The sequence below is a fragment of the Acinetobacter sp. 5862 genome, assembly GCF_024494585.1.
Lineage (GTDB): Bacteria > Pseudomonadota > Gammaproteobacteria > Pseudomonadales > Moraxellaceae > Acinetobacter.
Genome location: NZ_JANHGP010000034.1, coordinates 102,482 through 120,911 on the forward strand (window position 1 = coordinate 102,482; position 18,430 = coordinate 120,911).

Genomic DNA, 18,430 nt, shown 5'->3' on the forward strand with positions numbered 1-18,430 from the left:
AAAAGCGCTCTTTTTATTCACTCTTACTTTTTATAACGACGATATGCTAGTAAACCCAACAAACCTAATGCAGAGAAGATACCCATACTTCCTCCGCCGCTTTTCGCAGGTCGAGTATCATCCGAGGTAGTTGCTGTACTAATTACGTTTACAGTTGCTAAATTTGAAAGTTTTGGTGTTTCATCATTATCATAAACTTGATAATTAAACGAATAATTAAATGGATTAAAAGTATTTACTTCTTGAATATAAATATTTCCACCATAACACGTTTCTTTTTGATCAGGCGGAGGACATTTACCTTTACGATCAGCAGTAACTATTAGATTTTTTGTTGGGACGTTCGATAATCTTATCGGTAATTCTAACCCATCTTCATTTATCCAAAAGTCTGACTTATTAGGTTTTGTTTCAGGACCTTTACCACCTGGGCCTGTATCACCTGCATCGTTAGCTAGTTCTAAAAGATTCAATTTTGCGATTTCTTTTTGCTGATACTTTAATGTCACAGATGTATCTTTAGCTTCAGGTGCTTGATTTGTAAATGAGGCTTTAATTAAGCCTTTCGTCTGAATTGTATGATCAGTTTTATATTTGATGGTGTAACTACATAAAGCTTGCTCGCCATCCTGTGTAATTGCATCATCTTTTCTATATACAATAATTTGTTGAATTTCAGGTACCCAACTACAAACTAAATTTTCGTCTTTGCGAAAATTTAGTTTCCCCTCAATAGTACTACCGACGCCTATTGTTTCTACCTCAATATCATACAATTCCGGACTAAAAAAATCTAATCGGTGACTTTCATCAGATAAAGCAACCTCATGTGGTAATGGAAGTTTAAATGATTGCAAATCAATATAAATAGCTCGATATTTCAAATTTTCTTTTTTATCGTAATATTCAACTAATTTTTTATATTGCTCCAAGCGATATTTATAGTAAGTAAGATATTCTGGATCATTCGGATTCTTAACTAGATTATCAAAATAATCATTTTGAGTCTTATAATCACTTATTAATTGACTTAATGATCCATTAGTAATGCTATTAATATCACCAGCTGTTAGCCGCATCAACTCTACCGAACCAATATCACAAGTATTTTTTGCGTCAGGTTGATAAAATAATGCTCTATCAGCGAATCTAGCTAATCCACGTTGATCATATTCACTACAACCAGTTGTACCTTCACCACTTACATTCACTAAATCCTGCTTATCGGCTCCTGCTTGTGTTATTCTTTTTGGATAATACATTGGTAAAAAAGCAGTATATTGAGATGCTGGGGCCATTGAACTTAATACAGTATCCATAGGAACATTGGTTAAATCAATGTTTGTTGTATTAGCTTTATTTAGCTCTGCGGGTAAATCACATTTGCCATTATTTAATAATGAAAATGCATTATAGATAGCACCAATTCCCACATTCTCTTCTTTTGAAGCATCACCCAACAAATAACGACAAGAATATGCTCCTGAATTATAAGCAATTATATTAAAAAGCAAAGTCTTTATACCAATCTTATCATATAGAAAAGTTGTATATGCTTTATTTTCTACAATAGTGTTACTTGTTAGTGCTAATGCACTACCGCTACTTAATATTGTTGAATTGTTTTGATCTTCCGATCCAGCTTTTGTATCACCAGAAAATTTTATTAAGTTGCCGTGAGTCGAATTAGCTGTATTTTTAGCAATTGTATTTGCCTCCAACATCACTGCAGGCAAGCCACAGAACTCCATCATACTTAATGAAGTATCCGATCCATTTTTTATCAGACTACTTGCTGTAAAACTTATATTTCTTTGCGAATATAGATTATCATTCTTACAAGCCATTGCAATTACACTACCAATTGTAGCGTCATTACCTTCAAATAAACTTTTAGAAATTGTAGCCGAAGCAGCTAGTCCAGCTAGATAAATTGCCCCACCTGCACCAGTAGTTGCTTTAGAGTTTAATACCTTAATACTTTGCAAGGTAATATTTGCACCAGCATAAATTGCACCACCATTTCCCTGATTAGGCGCAACACCATTCGCAAGTATTAAATTCGTTAAAGTTAAAGGGTTCTTACCAGCAGTTGTATTAAAAATTCGAGAATTCTCTGCTTTGATAGTCGTCTTAATTTCAACTTGTGCAGGATATTGATTCGCAACATCATTAATTAGAACATTTTTTTCATTCCAATTAGCTGGAGCTGCTCCCCATATTCTCACTTCTGAGTCAGGTGTTAATTCACTTTTTAATGTATATTCACCCGCTTCTAATTGGATATCTTGAGTATTAGAATAAATATCCGCAACAACACAACCATGTGCAGATACACGCGTTTTTGCAACCTCTAAAGCTTCTCTGATTGAACAAAGAGAATCTTCTTTATTTTCATCATTAAAGGTAGTCACTTTAATTGGTGCTGTTGCACTATTTGTTGCAGCTAACAATGGCATAGCTGAAACAACCATTAACGTTAATAAGGTTTTCTTATAATTTTTCATCTCATTTATCATCCTTGATTATGATTTAAAACGTCTCAATCCAATTAAACCAAACACCATTAAAATCCATCCAAAATCCATGCTGCCAACATTTACAGTTTTATTTTGAAAATTATTTGGCGGATCTTGGACAATTGTCGTAGGAATATCAATATAGTAATTTGAAGGGTCATTAAGCCTAGTGATTGTAGTGATTACACGGATATTAAATTTATCTGCACCATGCCAATTACCATTTGGCACATAGACAATATTCCCTTTTGAATCTATTGTTAATTTACCTTTTGACTTTGTTTCAGTCTGTTCAATATTAAGACAACCTGATTGCCATGGTAATCCGTTAGCGTCTGTATCACTCTTAAATATTATTTTACACGCCTCAGGATCAACTAATTCACCATCCAATAAACTATTCGCAATACTAAACTTTGCGATTTGACCATATAGAATATCTTGCCCAGCAATTTCTACATCATTACGATTTACTACCAACTCAATCGCACCTAGATCACATAGTTCACTATAAACACTGCGCACTTTACCTCGTTGATCAGAAGTTTCACAACTAATAGCCCCCTTGTTTGTTCCATCGCTAAAAATCCTCCCCTTATTAATGATTAGAGAGTCAGACAATGAATTATAAGAAGTTAATAATCTTGGTTGAAAAAAACCTAACATTTGATCTTTGGGAGTCGTATAAGGACATAATAATCCTTTGTCCTGAGGTAAATCACAATCCCCCTCCACTTTTCCACCTGCGATCAAATCAGTGTTTAATAGAAAATTTGGCAGTCCAGCGGGTGCATTACGATTGCAATCCACCTCTGTCAAATTACTTTGAATAACTGAAGAATCATTACTATCTGCAACACAGTTTTTATTATTTTTAGCTATGATACTATTTGAAATAAACGCACCATTCTCTAATTCAGCGGGTTTTGTGTCAGTAGCAGGGGTTGAAATCCATTTCGGAGCTTGCAAATATAGTCCAGCATCATTATAAATCATCGTAATATTATTGATGACCATTCCCCCTCGAATATTTGCTACATAGCCTCCCTTATTATTAAAAATGGTGGAATTTCTGATTCCAAATGCTGTTAATGTTAAGGCGTTCGAAATCGCAGTATCACTATAAGCATTTTGTACATATAAAATACTTCCATTTGCTTTTACTTCATTATTCTTTATCACTGATTGAGTAATAATATAACGAGGAACCTCACTATAAATGACCGCCCCCTGATCAGCTTTATTACCTTCAAAAATACTATTACTTACACTAACAACACCTGCAGTTTTCTTGTCAGATAGTAAACCTTTATTGTAAATAGCACCGCCTAAACTTGCATTACCATCCATCAATCTAGAGTATTGAATTGTTAATATTTCTCGATTTGAAATCAAACCACCTTCAACTACTTTTTGGGATGATCCTTTTAAATTTAATTCATTAAAGTTAACAATTAATGGATCTTTTTCAACATCATTATCATCAACAATAAATAGGCTTTCTGCGCCTATCATTTTAATAGTAGCGTTATTTAAACCTTTCTTTGTGTCATTAAAGCTTGTACTAGCAGCAGTTTTAATTGTCATTGCAGCTTTAACTTCAAGTGCTTTACTCAAAGTATACTCTTTATCACGATCTAGGATAATAATCGATGAAGCATCTTTATTACCGCAACCATGATAACCATTTTCAAATTCTTTTTGGGTACGATTATTTAAGAATGTTACAGCTTCACGTAATGAACAAACGGTATCATCTTTGTCTTCATCAACTAATGTTGTAACTTGAATATCCGCAGAATATACATGTCCAGTAATCGCAAATAAAGCGCAGGCAAGCGTCCGTTTGAGCATACCGTTCTCCTTCTATTTTCATTTTTCTTAGTATTGCAAACTACAAATTTGCAACCACATTCCTTTGTGCGTACTTTGTCATAGCTGTCAAAATTACTCAAGAAATTTTATGCGATTAGTGATATTCATCAATCAGAGCAAAAATTTGCTTAATCGTTGTATTTGAGAGCTTTGTTTTCTCACCTTTCAACATCTTTTCAAGTTGAGCAAGTGTCTGTAATAGAATGGAAGCTTGATGTGGCCCATTACTCAACAAATAATCAATAATTTGTTGGTCAAAATGAATTCCTCGCCTCGTCATAACAGAGTGTAATAAAGCCTGTCGATCTGTATATGAGCTTCCATTTGGCACTTTGACACTGACCGCTTGAGTCAGTCTCGACTGTAAGTCAGGTAATTCTAATTTTAATTCTATCGGTGCTACACGAGATGAAAAGACCAGTTGTCCATCATGATTGTTCATTAAATGAAAAACAGCTTTTTGCCAATGAGGTACGCCACTAATTGCATCAATATCATCTAATGCCACTAAATCATAAAACTCTAATGAAGTAATCGCTTCAATTGGTGCATCTAATAATTCTAATAATGAGACTTTTATTGCACGACGACCCAATTCTAAATATGAATCACAAATTGCAGAGAGTAAATGGCTTTTACCAGTACCAGCACCGCCATAAACATAAAAGCGATTTACCAGTCCAGTATGTAACTGTCGTATCGCATCAACTACATGACCCCACCCTGGCCCCGAAAAATCGCTAATTCGCGCATCGAGCTGTGGTTCTATATCGAGTTGTAGTTGACGCATATCGTTAATTTGTTCCTCAATTACTTTAGATCATTTGAATGTGAAGTTTCGCTATCTTGAGAGTTTTTAATCTCAATATCAAGTTCTACATCACCAGCATCTACATTTATACGTTGAATTTCACCATGTTGAATACTGACCTCAATTGGAGATCCGTAGAATCGACTTTTTTCGTAATTATCTCTTGCGTGTTTAAGTAACACGACGATAACAGCCGCTACAGGCAAAGCAATCAGCATCCCTAAAAAACCACCAAGTTGAGCACCAGCTAGTACCGCAAATACAACAGCAACAGGAGATAGACCAATTTTGTCACCAAGTAAGAAAGGCTGCAAAATATATCCTTCCACCATTTGCCCAATCATAAATACAATACCCACTAAAAGTAACTGCATCCAATCAAGACCAAACTGGAATAATGAAGCAATCACGGCTGCGATAATACCAACACCAAAGCCTAGGTATGGAATAATACTTGCAAGACCAGCGACCATACCGATAATCAAACCAACTTCTAATCCAATCAGTTGTAATCCAACCGCATAAACAATCCCTAATAAAAGCATTACAAGAAATTGCCCTTTAACAAATGCTCCAAGAACGCTATGACATTCACGAACAATCGTTAAAGTAGAAGCTTCATAAGGTCGCGGAATAAGTCGACGTAAACTATCTAACATTCTTTCCCAATCAAGCAAAAAGTAAAATGCAATAATTGGAATAAGGATTACGATACCACCGAGTTGAATAAAATTAAGACCTGACTGCGCTACGCGTAATGCCATAGTTTGAATGCTATCTGCACTATAGTTGGTCTGGATATAATCCATAACTGCTTTAGACAATTGCTCAGTATCTATTTCCATAGGTACAACATTAAATGTATGAGATACCCATGGTAAGAATGTTGCATTTATCCAATGAATTCCAGCAGGTATGCTATCTCTTGCATAAATCAGCTGCTCCCAAACTAAAGGCGCTAAAAACCATAAAACAACTGTTAACAGAACACCAATTCCAACGAACACTAAACTGATCGCTAACCAGCGAGGCAATCTAAATTTGACAAGTGTATCGACGAGTGGGCTGAACAAATATGCAATAAAGAATGCACCTACAAAAGGTAAAACAACAGGTTTCAACAGATATAAGACCCAGAGGAGCAATGCGAGTCCAGCGAGGATAAAGATGCGGCGCAATACCTGATCTTGCATAAAATCCAGCCTTTTTTTGTGTAATCGTTATAAATAGAAAAAAATTTTAATAAAGATAGCATTTTCGAGCATAAATAACATAAGAGTTTCGTATATTCAGGTTATAATCTGCCGCCAATGCGGAGACTTCACTATGAGCAACTCAACTTCTACCCCAAATACTGGTTTAAGCTATAAAGATGCGGGCGTCGACATTGAAGCGGGCGACGCACTGGTCGATCGTATCAAATCAGTCGCTAAACGTACCACACGTCCTGAAGTTATGGGCGGACTTGGCGGTTTTGGTGCGTTATGTAAAATTCCAAAAGGTTATGAAGAACCTGTATTGGTGTCTGGCACCGATGGCGTAGGCACTAAATTACGTTTAGCGCTTAACTTAAATCGTCATGACACAATTGGTCAAGACCTAGTCGCAATGTGCGTAAACGATCTACTCGTGTGTGGTGCAGAGCCATTATTCTTCCTAGATTATTACGCTACAGGTCACTTAAATGTTGATGTTGCAGCAAATGTAGTAACGGGTATTGGTAAAGGTTGTGAACTTGCTGGCTGTGCACTTGTTGGTGGTGAAACTGCTGAAATGCCAGGTATGTATGAAGGCGAAGATTACGATCTTGCTGGTTTCGCTGTTGGTGTAGTTGAGCATAGTAAAATTATTGATGGCACTAAAGTAAAATCTGGTGATGTACTGATCGGGGTTGCATCAAGTGGTGCGCACTCTAATGGTTACTCATTACTACGCAAAATTTTAGATGTTAAGAACGTTGATTTAACTCAAATCGTTGATGGTCGCCCACTTGCAGATGTTGCAATGGAACCAACACGTATTTATGTAAAACCAGTACTTGAACTTTGCAAACAAGTTGATGTTCATGCTATGGCTCACATCACGGGTGGTGGGTTACCGGGTAACTTACCGCGTGTTCTTCCGAATGGCGCTCAAGCTGTAATTGACGAGTCAAGCTGGGAATGGTCTGAATTATTCCAGTTGTTACAACGTGAAGGTAATGTAGAACGCTTTGAAATGTATCGTACATTTAACTGTGGCGTTGGTATGATCATCGCTGTTGATGCTGATGATGCTGATAAAACAATCGAAGTACTTAACTCGCAAGGTGAAACAGCATGGAAAATTGGTCATATCCAAGAAAATGCTGAATCAGTTGAAGGCGCAGACGAAAAAATTCGCGTGATCTTTGCATAATGAGAATTGCTGTCCTTGTCTCAGGCAACGGTAGCAACTTACAGGCCCTGATAGATGCAAATCTGTCAGGGCAAATCATTGGTGTCCTATCAAATAAAGCTGATGCATATGCATTGCAGCGTGCTGAGAAAGCCAATATTGCAACCGCTGTTATTTCACATAAAGATTATCCGAATCGAGAAAGCTTTGACGATGCTATGCATCAGCAATTGCTTGCTTGGGAAATTGACTTAGTTATCCTTGCAGGTTTTATGCGTATTTTAACGCCAAACTTTGTCAGTCAATGGCAAGGTAAAATGTTAAATATTCACCCTTCTCTGCTGCCTTTTTATAAAGGAATTAATACACATCAACGTGTATTAAATACTGGAGATCGCTTGCATGGTTGTACCGTTCATTTTGTCACTGCTGAACTAGATGCTGGACAAAGTATAGCGCAATCCGCCATTCAAGTGAGTTTGCATGATAATGTAGAAAGCCTAGCACAACGTGTGCATGAGCTTGAACACTTCATCTACCCTCAGGTTGCAGAATGGTTATGTAATGGTCAACTCACTTGGACAAATGGTCAAGCATATTTCAATAAAAAACCTTTAGAACGACCAATTCAATTTGCTCAATTCTAAAAATAAAACACATCTTCGGATGTGTTTTTTATAATTCAATTTTTAAATTTTCACTGTTTTTCTATATAAGGATAATGAAGATAAATTGAAGCATAATAGGTTTAGAGGAAGACCAATTTCCCAAAAGTAATACAAATCAATCGGAATAATAAAAAAATAAACACACCACTTAAAATATTTTTCAAATTGTTGTTGCGAAAGCAAAAATAAGGCTAAGATTGGAAGAACATCTACAATTAAGAATAAGTAAATGTAAGGGTGTTGAACCAAGCGCCCAACAGAGGTGTTCAAACTTAGCCATAACAATTGTTGGTTATTTTGATAATAAAAATATTCTATCCCATAGAAAAATAGAATACCTAACATGTATACAGCTACACCATAAGTTTTCCATCGTTCTTCTTTATAAATTATTTGAATAAAGCGCATTTCTTATTGTCCATTAATTCAACCAAGTTTTGATCACCTGATACTTGGTTGAATTTCGTATTTTTTTAGCTTATTTATCAATCAAACTTCTGATTTTTTCCACAGTTTCAGTCGGATGCTCTAATGGGAACATATGTCCACCATTAACAATTGAAAAAGGAATACCCAATTTCCTTTTAGCGACTTGAGGAAGTTTTTCTTTTAAGAACACACTATCACGACCAACAACCAAATGAACAGGTACTCTAGGTTTTGGCATAGGTAACCACCACATTGATGGTGTGGTTCTAAACATTGCAACCTCATCCACTTTCGGAATGGTTAAAGTCACTCCACCCTTCAATGGATCATTGCTCAAAGCATGCTGAATATAAGCTTGGAAGCAATCTGGATCAAAGTGTTGATAAAATCCTCTAGAGCCCAAAAGTTCTGCTGCTTGTTCACGAGACTCCCAATGATCACGGCGACGTACAGATAGACCTGCTGGCGTAATTTTATCGACCAATTTAGGTTGAAAAACTTTAGCAAGATGAAAAGCAAATGATGCTTTACCTATAATAAATGGTGGGTCAAGCATAATCACTTGAGAAAACAACTCAGGACGACGATAAGATGCCATTAGTGTTAATACAGAACCTAACGAGTGTCCCAAGCCAATTACTTTTCGACCTTGTGATTGTTGCACGATACTATCAATGATTTGATCAACTAAATGCCTCCATCCATGTGTAATTGGATAACGTTTATCAGTGCCAATCTCTGCAACATAGATAATGTCATATTGATCTTTTAACAGCTCAAATAGCTTCTGATAAACTTTAGATGGAACACCATTAGCATGTGCAAAATGAATCAAAGGTTTCATAAGTGTTTCTTTCAATTTATATATTGATTGGTCGATTATCTCGCGCTGCAAATGCTTTGCAATTTAAAAGGGAGAACTGCCCAGTTATGTTTAAAAATAAAAAAGGCTGTGAATGATCACAGCCTAGTCTTGATGATTATTGTATTTTTGCATTTTGTTGGGTTTGTAATTGTGCAGAAAGTGAACTACTAATTCCTTCACCAATCTTTGTACCCATACGTCCTAAAATCGACTCTAAAGGATTGCGTTGAACAGTATAATCTAATTTCTGATCTAATTTAAGATCGCGCATCAATGTTGTAATACTACCACTACGATCTGCAACACCTAATGCAATTGCCTGTTCACCCGTCCAGAATAGACCAGAAAATACCGCAGGATCATTTGACTTTAATCGTTTTCCACGACCTTCTTTGACTGCATTAATAAAATGTGTATGAACATTATCTAAAACAGCTTGCACATGTGCTTGTTGCGCTGGATTAATTGGCTTAGTCATACTTAGAATGTCTTTATTATTACCAGAAGTTAAAGTACGGTCTTCAACACCAAGTTTTTGCGCTAAACCACTCAAACCATAGTTCGGCATAATCACACCGATTGAACCAACCAAACTTGATGGGTTTACAATGATCTCATCTGCCGCAGAAGCAATATAATAAGCACCCGATGCACCCATATCACCAATCACGGCATAGACTTTTTTATCTGGATGTTGTTTTTTAAGGTAGCGAATCTCTTGCCAAATCTCATCAGATTGCACGGGTGAGCCACCAGGAGAATTAATATTCAATGCAATCGCTTTACTGCCAGTGGCTTCAAATGCACGATTTAATGCTTTATTGGTGTCTTCACTATTGACAGTAGATTGACCACTAGAAGAATCAATAGTTCCAACAATATCAATCACAGCTAAATGATCAGAGCTGACATTCGTATTTGATTTTTCTACAGAAGTTGAGCAGCCTTTGCTCATTGCGATCAGTACGATTAATAAATACGCAAAACCTAAGCATTTAAAAAAGATGCTCCAGCGTCGACTACGGCGTTGTTCTTCGACAGAAGCCAAAACAGCTTTTTCTAAAATCTGCCATTCTTTGCCTGTCACATTATTGCTATTTGTAGGTTCATTTTGTGGTTTTGGTGGCCAATCGGACATAAGATTCCAATCCAATGTATTGTAAAGTGAATTTATTATATACGCTGATTTATAGAAAACTGTTTAAATAACTTGTTTTAACTTATAATTATTTTATACGTTATACTCTCCTCTTGTAATTTTTTTAATGTTTGATATATGGCACACCCCAAATCAACAAATAGTAATTACCGTCTCATACAATTTCTGAGTCATCAACCACTTCAATTAGGTCGTTTTATCGCAGGTTTTGTTGCACGATTGCTCAATAGTTTCCAGCTTTCTAAACTCTCAAAAATTATACAATTGAATTTACAGATCGCATTCCCTGAAGCATCTCAACAAGAAATAAATCAATTAAAAAAACAAGCAATTAAAAATGAACTAACCTCTTATTTTGAATTTGTGAGCATTTGGGGAGCTTCAAATGAGAAAAATATTCAGCGCATTCACAAAATTCATAATGAGCATTATTTTCACGAAGCCCTCGCAGAGAAAAAAGGACTTGTCCTGATTATGCCTCATTTGGGTACTTGGGAAGTGATGAATGCATGGCTATCCAAACATACTCAAATGACCATCCTTTATAAGCCAGTGAAAAATCCTGATGCTGATCGTTTTGTTCGTGATGCACGTAGCCGTAATCAAGCGAATTTAGTACCCACTGATGAAAGTGGAGTTCGTCAGATTTTTAAAGCATTAAAACAAGGTGGTACAACTGTTATTTTACCTGATCACACCCCTGATCACGGTGGTGAAATGATTAAGTATTTTGGTATTCCATTGGCATCGAGTAGTTTAAGCGCAAAGTTAATTCAAAAAACAAAAGCACGAACTTTATTCCTTTATGCTTTGAGGAATGACCAAGGTGGATTCGACATGCATATCGAGCGTATCAATCCTAAAATTTATGAAGGCAATGCCGAAGATGGTACGCTTATTATTCATCAGACTTTGGAAAATTTAATCCAACGTCTTCCAATGCATTATCACTGGAGTTATAAACGATTCAGTGCGAACCCTAGCTTACGCAAAATTTATGATATTGACGTCAACGAAGCTTTAGCAAAAGTTGCTGAAGTTCGTCGGCAAGAAAATACTCAACTTTAATCCTATAAATATTGTGATATGAAAATATTACAATATTTAAGTTATTTTCTTTCCAACCATTTAATTTGTTGTCTTTGCTGTCTGAGCTCAACCTGACCATTTTCAAAAACAAAACGAATTGTTCCTGCTTCAACCGTAGTTAACAATGGAATCTGTAGCGCCTGTAGACGATTTTTCAACTCTTGACTAGGATGTCCATAACGATTATCAAACCCTGCCGAAGCAATCGCAAGTTTCGGTTTTAAAGTCGCTAAAAAATCATAAGCAGAACTATGTTTACTCCCGTGATGTCCCAAGATCAAAACATCTACTTTTAAGTCGGGATATTGTTGCATTAATTTATATTCAGCCTCCCAACCTGCATCTCCCATGATTAAAAATTTTTGATAAGGTTGGGCATTTAGAAACTGCAAATACACCATACAGGAATACTCATTTTGCTGATCCTTTGCATGAATAAGCTCATCTGATTTAGGGGATAGAATTTCAACTTTTAGATTTTCATATGACCAATGCTGACCTTGCTGACAAAATGAGAAATTGTTTTTGAACTGCATTTTTTGGTCATATTCATTTGACTGAACTTGGGATATTTCAAAGTTTTTTTGAATAATAGGAAAAGCACCACTATGGTCTTGATCAAGATGAGATAAGATTACATGGTCGATGTGGCGTACACCTTGTTGCCGTATAAATGGAATAACAACCCGCTCTCCTAAACTAAATTTATTTTCATTGTAAGAGCCCCCTGTATCAATCATAAAGATTTGTTCGGGATGTTGTAAAAATACAGCTTGCCCTTGTCCAACATCTAAAATATTTAAAACCGTAGGTTGAGTCTTTACACCTATACATATAGGTAAAAAACAAATCAATGCCCAAGCTTTAGGAATCGTTCCCCTCGGCATAAATAAAATAAGCATACCAAGGATTAAAGATACCATCATTAAGGGTGTATAACTTACCCCATATAAATGCGGTGCAATATTTTGCAAGATGTCTAAAATTGACATCAATATAGATAATACAAAATCATTAATTTGAAATAAAAACTGCCCTAATGCAGGAATGATGAGCCAAATACATGCAGCCAGAATATCTAATGGCACAACGACACCGCCAAGTAAAGGAATTGCAATTAAGTTACTTACAGGTGCAATCCAAGAAACTTGCTGAAAGAAAATCAAGACTAATGGTAATAAGGCGATAAAAATCTTAGATTGCGATTCAACCAAAGCTTTAGCAGCTAAAAATATTTTTTGAGTCCACGTAATCGGCTGATCTTGCGGTAATTGTGCAATGGTCTGATAAACTCTAAGTAGAATAAAACAGGCCCCATATGACAGCCAAAAACCAGCGGATAGAATACTAAAAGGATCAAAAAGTAATAATATACTGGCACTATAAATCAATAAGCTAAATGGGCGAATCGATTGACGAAAGAAGAGAAAAATACTTGCAAGCAAAGCAGTCAATAAAGTTCTGATCGCTGGAATCTCAAAACCAACAAATGCCACATACACCAGAACACTGAGTAAAAATGGCAATAATAATAAAATTTGTCTAGGCTGCCATAAGTATAGATGTGGGCAGTAATGCTGTATGAGACGTTGTATCAACCAAGACAACATGAATGCAAAGATCAACACATGTGGACCAGAAATCGCTAACAAATGCGAAATTCCAAGCTGTTGAAATTGTTGTTTCAATGTGTTGGATAACAGGCTTTCATCACCTGTTAGCAAAGCTAAAAGTAAACCTTTATGCTGAAGCTTAGAAGTTTGTAACATCTGCCGAAATGCTAAGCGTTTCATCTCAACGCTTAATAAAAACTTAGCAGAAAAGCTTTGCTGTTGCTTTAAGTGACCTTGATAACCCAAACGGTAAATTTCATCAAAGCTTAAAGGTTGAATAGACTGCACTGAAAATGCAGACATTATATTTTGCTGCAAAAACCATTTTTCCTGATCAAATGCACCCACAACAGCATAACTATGCACTGGTTTAATCTGACCATAAACTCGATAATAATGACCCAACTGTAAACTTTGCTTCTGATTTAACTGATATTTGTCTTGTTTTAAATAAAGTAACCAGTTGACAGATTGCTTATGTCGATTAAGCACTTCAGCAATTTGTTTATGACCATCATCACTCAATTCATCTATATTTTTAATATAAACAATTGCTTCATAGGATTGTGATTCAAACTCTTTTAATTGCAGTCGTTGTTCTAATGCGGAATCTGCAAAATGATATCCTGTTGTAAACAATCCCCAGCTTGCACTGATTAAAATAAGTGCTTTATAAAAAGGTCGATAAAAATAGAATTCTTTCTTGTATATGCCAAAGCTAAAGATCAGGATTGCAATAGCCAACCAAATCCACCATGTCAGCTCGATAAAATCAAGATGAAATCCCATGATTGCAATACCAGCAATCCAGCCCAATAAAATAATTTTTAACATGTAATTTTTTAATTAAGTTTTTGATTTTTCTGAACGCAAAATTAAAGCCCGTTTTCAGGGCTTTAACAAGAGATTAAACAAAATAAATTATTTTGGATCAATCCATAAACCATCTTGCATATGCAAAATCGAATCTGCTGATTGAGCCAATTGCTCATCATGAGTCACGATTAACATCGCCATATTCAGCTCTTTTTTGAGATCAGTCAGCAATTCAAAAATACTCAATGCTGTTTTACGATCTAAATTACCAGTTGGTTCATCTGCTAAGACAACTGCAGGTTTCGTCACTAAGGCGCGCGCTAAAGCCACACGTTGACGCTCACCGCCCGATAATTCACCTGGTTTATGATCTAAACGATGCGATAAACCGACACGATCAAGTAGGTATTCTGCTTGTCTTTTAACATCCTTATAATTACTTTCACTACGTAACATCAAAGGCATGGCTACATTTTCTAAAGCAGAAAACTCAGGCAACAAATGGTGAAATTGATAAACGAAACCTAGATATTGATTACGTTTATAACCACGCTCTGCTTCGCCTAAATTATCAAAACGCTGACCTTGCAAAAAGACTTGTCCTTGCGATGGTTGCTCTAGGCCACCAAGCGCATGTAATAACGTACTTTTACCTGAACCACTAGAACCGACAATCGAAACAAACTCGCCTGCTTTTACTTGAAGTGATAAACCTTTAATCACTTCAACTTTGCTTTTACCATCATCAAAATGTTTATAAATATCTTTGGCTTCTAAGACGATCTTACTCATAACGTAATGCCTCAGCAGGTTGAACTTTGGCTGCACGTAATGCAGGATAAATTGTCGCCAAAAAGCTCATCAATAATGAAACAGTGACAATTACCGTAACATCTTGCCATCTGAGATATGAAGGCAGATAGTGAACAAAATAGGCATCAAACAAGTTCAAACCTAGAGCAGTATTGAACCAAGAAATAATATCACTAATGGTCAATGCTAAAGTTACACCTAACACTGTTCCTGCAATCGTTCCAATGACACCAATCACCGTGCCTTGTACCATAAAAATTTTAGTGATCATGGACGGTGAAGCACCGAGAGTCCGCAGAATCGCAATATCAGATTTTTTATCTGTTACGACCATTACTAAAGATGAAACGATATTAAATGCAGCAACCACAATAATCAGAACAAGAAGTAAACCCACTAAGGTTTTTTCCATCTGAATCGCATTGAAAAGATTGCCGTGCGTATACGTCCAATTCGATGCGTAGAAATTACTTGGTAATTGTTTCACGATATCATCTGCAACAGATGGTGCGGCAAAAATATCATCTAACTTTAATCGCACGCCTTGCGCACCATCAGGCAAACGCAATAATGTTGATGCATCATTTAAGGCGATATAACCCACCATCGAATCAACTTCTGCACCTACACTAAAAATTCCAACCACTTTAAAACGTTTAAAGCGTGGTACAACACCTGCTGGTGATGGTGTTGCTTCAGGCAGAACTAAGGTGACATTGTCATTTAAACCAAGACCAAGTGCATCGGTCATATCCTTACCTAGAACAATACCGAACTCGCCTTTCTTCAAAGCATTTAAATCACCTGAGACCATATGGTTTTGGATAATTGAAACTTTTTTTTCATATTTAGGCTCAATTCCGGTCACCATAATCCCTGCAACTTGCCCTTGAGCGGTTAACATCCCTTGCAATTGAGTAAATGGTGCAACACCTGTCACATGCGGATGGTGTTCAACTCTTTTTACAAGCTCAGGCCAATCTGTTAGTATCTGAGTAGAAGAAACTGTGGCTTGCGGAACCATTCCAAGAACACGATTTTTTAATTCACGGTCAAAACCGTTCATAACAGACAGTACTGTAATAAGGACAGCAACGCCAAGGGTTAAACCAATCATGGAAACCAAGGCAATAAAAGAAATAAAATGATTACTTCGCCGAGCACGAGTGTATCTCAACCCTATATACAGCGAAATTGGCTTAAACATACCATTTAGTCCGAGATGATTTATTATGGAAAATTCACAACATCAGCTTGTTGAGGACAACTCTGAACGTCGAGTGATGTCTCGTATTGATGCTGTGTTAAGAATCAACTATCAAGTCATTCCTGACGACGTTGCGCTGAATGATCCTTATGATTCTCACTTTGTATTGCCACGCTATTTTCTACTACTTGCTGAATTAGATCAATTTGATCATGCATTTCGCTACGAATTAGAACAATTAAATGAAAAAGATCAACAAATTGCTCGCATATTATCCCTTTTCAATCAAAAATTAAATCTGATTACTGGTTCTTTTTACGACAATATCGTGCAATCCCTACTGCCAGTCCCTGAACAAGTTAACTTTTCCGAGAACGGTTTGAGCTTCTTTAGCTCACAAGATATTAATGAAGGAACCTACATTCATATTACGTTGAGTCATCCTGAAAACTACTTTCATATCGCAGCAACTGCTCAAGTTGCTTACAGCTCAGCAGATGAACAAGGTAAATTCCGTATTGGTGCTTATTTCATTACCCTTAATCCACAAGATCGTGCCAAATTAGCGGAAAGTATTCAAGAATCACAACAAACTGAAATCAACCCAAATTAAATATGAAAATGTCCTTTTCATATTTTCAAACGGCGATAGCTATTAAAATCTTTATAAAAATAAAGACACAAACCTAATAGAATGATGCTTGCCCCAACAAAAACCTGTGCAGACAACTGTTCATGATTGAGGTAAGCACCTATGAGTATTGCCAACATTGGGGTCATAACCGTCGTCAGTGATAAGGTGGTCGCTTTCAAATTTTGTACCAACTTAAAATAACAAAACATCGCAATTAACGAAGCCATTACAACGGTATAAGTCAATGCTAACAATGATTTCGTCGAAGGAATGTGCGTTGGTGCATACTGCCAAATCCACGGCAAAAGCAAAGCTGCCAACACGGTTGAGACGAGGATTGAACCTGTCGCCTGCGCCATAGGCTGCACATCTGCATTGATTTTTTTCACCAGAAAAATAGAAAGCGAATATGCAAAAACACTCATCAGCATTAAAACAATACCTATCGGCTGCACATGTTTTTGACTACCACTCAGACAAATCATCGCTAATCCAATAATTGAGGTTCCCATCCCCAACCACTGCAAACCAGCTAACTTTTGTTGAAAACCAAAACTTCCAATCAGCCCAGCCATGATCGGAGCTAAGCCAAACATCAATGCAATCAACCCAGAACTTAAATAAGGTGTTGCTGCATAAGTAAAAATTTGCGAACCGATCAAACTTAATGAACCAGCTACATAACTTGATAACGCAACTTTATGAATCGGGAATTTAACCTTTAATAGCAATAGCACGCTCACCGCCAAAGGTAAGGCAATAAAAAAGCGTAATACCAAAGCCCACATAGGGTGTAAATCAGTAACACTCCAAACAATTGCTAATGGCGTGGTTGCCCAAATGAATACTAATAATCCATATGTCAGTACTAAGTTGATTCGTGAAGGCATATTTAGCTCAAGAAGCGGTTTTGCGTTTTTGTTTGAAAATAGTTTGATCTAAAGAGCTTGAGAATTCACGTTTATCACGTTCAGAAATAGGTGGTGGACCGCCTGTTTGGACACCTGCACCACGCAAAGTATCCATAAAATCACGTAAATGTAGGCGCGCTTTAACATTGGCAGTGGTATAAATTTCACCTCGTGGGTGAATAGCAATGCCGCCTTTTTCAATGACTTGTGCAGCAAGTGGAATATCTTGTGTAATGACAATATCATTTTCATGCATACGCTCAATGATTTCTTTGTCTGCTTGATCTGCCCCACTCATCACTTGAATCGAATTAATCCGTAGAGATGGCGTAATCCCAACATTCTGATTAGCGACAAAGGTAACTTCTAATTGATAACGATCAGACGCACGTAAAATCACTTCACGTAAAATTTTAGGTAAAGCATCCGCATCTACCCATAATTTAAATGGCAGCACGTTGGCACAAGCTCATAAAAATAAAAATATAGTGTAGCAGATTACGGTAAAAGTAGAGTTAGCATCATTAGAATAATTGCTGCTATCCATTTCATTGATTAGATTTGAGATCAAAAACAGAAATTTGAATTAATTTTTAATGAATTACATATCCAGACTTGAAAAATGGATGTTACCCTCGATTTAAT

16 protein-coding genes are annotated in these 18,430 nt (G+C 36.5%); 4 read left to right on the top strand and 12 right to left on the bottom strand.

Going from position 1 to position 18,430, the window contains the following annotated elements; genetic code table 11:
• Nucleotides 1-23 precede the first annotated feature (23 nt).
• The 4 genes from NO346_RS06315 to cxpE form a co-directional block, all read right to left on the bottom strand.
• On the bottom strand, nt 24-2,507 hold the full coding sequence (locus tag NO346_RS06315) for a hypothetical protein (RefSeq protein ID WP_087546827.1): 2,484 nt from the start codon (nt 2,505-2,507) through the stop codon (nt 24-26).
• Between the two features lie 18 nt (nt 2,508-2,525).
• Nucleotides 2,526-4,373, bottom strand: coding sequence for a rhombotarget A (gene rbtA / locus NO346_RS06320; RefSeq protein WP_087546828.1), 1,848 nt, complete (start codon nt 4,371-4,373; stop codon nt 2,526-2,528).
• Between the two features lie 115 nt (nt 4,374-4,488).
• Nucleotides 4,489-5,184, bottom strand: a complete 696-nt coding sequence (hda, locus tag NO346_RS06325; protein WP_087536399.1) for a DnaA regulatory inactivator Hda — start codon at nt 5,182-5,184, stop codon at nt 4,489-4,491.
• Between the two features lie 20 nt (nt 5,185-5,204).
• Nucleotides 5,205-6,398, bottom strand: a complete 1,194-nt coding sequence (cxpE, locus tag NO346_RS06330) for a chloramphenicol efflux transporter CxpE (RefSeq protein ID WP_256414626.1) — start codon at nt 6,396-6,398, stop codon at nt 5,205-5,207.
• Between the two features lie 133 nt (nt 6,399-6,531).
• Between cxpE and purM the strand changes: the two genes are divergently transcribed.
• Both purM and purN read left to right on the top strand, forming a co-directional pair.
• Complete coding sequence (gene purM, locus NO346_RS06335; RefSeq protein WP_256414627.1) at nt 6,532-7,602, top strand: phosphoribosylformylglycinamidine cyclo-ligase; 1,071 nt, start codon at nt 6,532-6,534, stop codon at nt 7,600-7,602.
• Complete coding sequence (gene purN, locus NO346_RS06340) at nt 7,599-8,228, top strand: phosphoribosylglycinamide formyltransferase (RefSeq protein WP_171063585.1); 630 nt, start codon at nt 7,599-7,601, stop codon at nt 8,226-8,228. Before purM ends, purN begins: the two co-directional genes overlap by 4 nt.
• 42 nt (nt 8,229-8,270) lie before the next feature.
• On the opposite strand, the gene NO346_RS06345 is transcribed toward purN, so the two are convergent.
• From NO346_RS06345 to sppA, 3 genes are all read right to left on the bottom strand, one after another.
• Nucleotides 8,271-8,657, bottom strand: coding sequence for a hypothetical protein (locus tag NO346_RS06345; RefSeq protein ID WP_256414628.1), 387 nt, complete (start codon nt 8,655-8,657; stop codon nt 8,271-8,273).
• 70 nt (nt 8,658-8,727) lie between these two features.
• Nucleotides 8,728-9,522, bottom strand: coding sequence for an alpha/beta fold hydrolase (locus NO346_RS06350; RefSeq protein WP_256414629.1), 795 nt, complete (start codon nt 9,520-9,522; stop codon nt 8,728-8,730).
• Nucleotides 9,523-9,658: 136 nt separating this feature from the next.
• A complete protein-coding gene (gene sppA / locus NO346_RS06355; RefSeq protein ID WP_087536395.1) occupies nt 9,659-10,681 on the bottom strand; it encodes a signal peptide peptidase SppA in 1,023 nt (340 codons plus the stop codon).
• A 138-nt stretch (nt 10,682-10,819) separates the two neighbouring features.
• Here sppA and NO346_RS06360 point away from each other — a divergent pair, with 138 nt between their 5' ends.
• Nucleotides 10,820-11,770 carry a lysophospholipid acyltransferase family protein gene (locus NO346_RS06360; protein WP_256414630.1) on the top strand — a complete coding sequence of 317 codons (951 nt, stop codon included), beginning with the start codon at nt 10,820-10,822 and terminating at the stop codon, nt 11,768-11,770.
• 41 nt (nt 11,771-11,811) lie between these two features.
• Here NO346_RS06360 and NO346_RS06365 read toward each other — a convergent pair whose 3' ends face one another.
• The 3 genes from NO346_RS06365 to NO346_RS06375 form a co-directional block, all read right to left on the bottom strand.
• Nucleotides 11,812-14,238, bottom strand: coding sequence for a DNA internalization-related competence protein ComEC/Rec2 (locus NO346_RS06365; RefSeq protein ID WP_256414631.1), 2,427 nt, complete (start codon nt 14,236-14,238; stop codon nt 11,812-11,814).
• Nucleotides 14,239-14,325: 87 nt separating this feature from the next.
• Nucleotides 14,326-15,012: a lipoprotein-releasing ABC transporter ATP-binding protein LolD gene (lolD, locus tag NO346_RS06370; RefSeq protein WP_004661121.1), complete on the bottom strand. Its 687-nt coding sequence runs from the start codon at nt 15,010-15,012 to the stop codon at nt 14,326-14,328.
• The gene (locus NO346_RS06375; protein WP_256414632.1) at nt 15,005-16,240 is read right to left on the bottom strand and encodes a lipoprotein-releasing ABC transporter permease subunit; all 1,236 of its coding nucleotides are present in this window, start codon (nt 16,238-16,240) and stop codon (nt 15,005-15,007) included. Before NO346_RS06375 ends, lolD begins: the two co-directional genes overlap by 8 nt.
• Nucleotides 16,241-16,265: 25 nt before the next feature.
• Between NO346_RS06375 and NO346_RS06380 the strand changes: the two genes are divergently transcribed.
• Nucleotides 16,266-16,853: a PilZ domain-containing protein gene (locus NO346_RS06380; protein WP_005161296.1), complete on the top strand. Its 588-nt coding sequence runs from the start codon at nt 16,266-16,268 to the stop codon at nt 16,851-16,853.
• Nucleotides 16,854-16,870: 17 nt separating this feature from the next.
• Here NO346_RS06380 and NO346_RS06385 read toward each other — a convergent pair whose 3' ends face one another.
• Nucleotides 16,871-17,764, bottom strand: coding sequence for a DMT family transporter (locus NO346_RS06385; protein ID WP_256414633.1), 894 nt, complete (start codon nt 17,762-17,764; stop codon nt 16,871-16,873).
• 7 nt (nt 17,765-17,771) lie between these two features.
• On the bottom strand, nt 17,772-18,242 hold the full coding sequence (locus NO346_RS06390; protein ID WP_005161301.1) for a YaiI/YqxD family protein: 471 nt from the start codon (nt 18,240-18,242) through the stop codon (nt 17,772-17,774).
• Nucleotides 18,243-18,430 lie beyond the last annotated feature (188 nt).

Coding starts and splice junctions, on each gene's coding strand:
- NO346_RS06315 (WP_087546827.1), bottom strand. CDS start 2,507: ATGAAAAATTATAAGAAAACCTTATTAACGTTAATGGTTGTTTCAGCT.
- rbtA (WP_087546828.1), bottom strand. CDS start 4,373: ATGCTCAAACGGACGCTTGCCTGCGCTTTATTTGCGATTACTGGACAT.
- hda (WP_087536399.1), bottom strand. CDS start 5,184: ATGCGTCAACTACAACTCGATATAGAACCACAGCTCGATGCGCGAATT.
- cxpE (WP_256414626.1), bottom strand. CDS start 6,398: ATGCAAGATCAGGTATTGCGCCGCATCTTTATCCTCGCTGGACTCGCA.
- purM (WP_256414627.1), top strand. CDS start 6,532: ATGAGCAACTCAACTTCTACCCCAAATACTGGTTTAAGCTATAAAGAT.
- NO346_RS06345 (WP_256414628.1), bottom strand. CDS start 8,657: ATGCGCTTTATTCAAATAATTTATAAAGAAGAACGATGGAAAACTTAT.
- NO346_RS06350 (WP_256414629.1), bottom strand. CDS start 9,522: ATGAAACCTTTGATTCATTTTGCACATGCTAATGGTGTTCCATCTAAA.
- sppA (WP_087536395.1), bottom strand. CDS start 10,681: ATGTCCGATTGGCCACCAAAACCACAAAATGAACCTACAAATAGCAAT.
- NO346_RS06360 (WP_256414630.1), top strand. CDS start 10,820: ATGGCACACCCCAAATCAACAAATAGTAATTACCGTCTCATACAATTT.
- NO346_RS06365 (WP_256414631.1), bottom strand. CDS start 14,238: ATGTTAAAAATTATTTTATTGGGCTGGATTGCTGGTATTGCAATCATG.
- lolD (WP_004661121.1), bottom strand. CDS start 15,012: ATGAGTAAGATCGTCTTAGAAGCCAAAGATATTTATAAACATTTTGAT.
- NO346_RS06375 (WP_256414632.1), bottom strand. CDS start 16,240: ATGTTTAAGCCAATTTCGCTGTATATAGGGTTGAGATACACTCGTGCT.
- NO346_RS06380 (WP_005161296.1), top strand. CDS start 16,266: ATGGAAAATTCACAACATCAGCTTGTTGAGGACAACTCTGAACGTCGA.
- NO346_RS06385 (WP_256414633.1), bottom strand. CDS start 17,764: ATGCCTTCACGAATCAACTTAGTACTGACATATGGATTATTAGTATTC.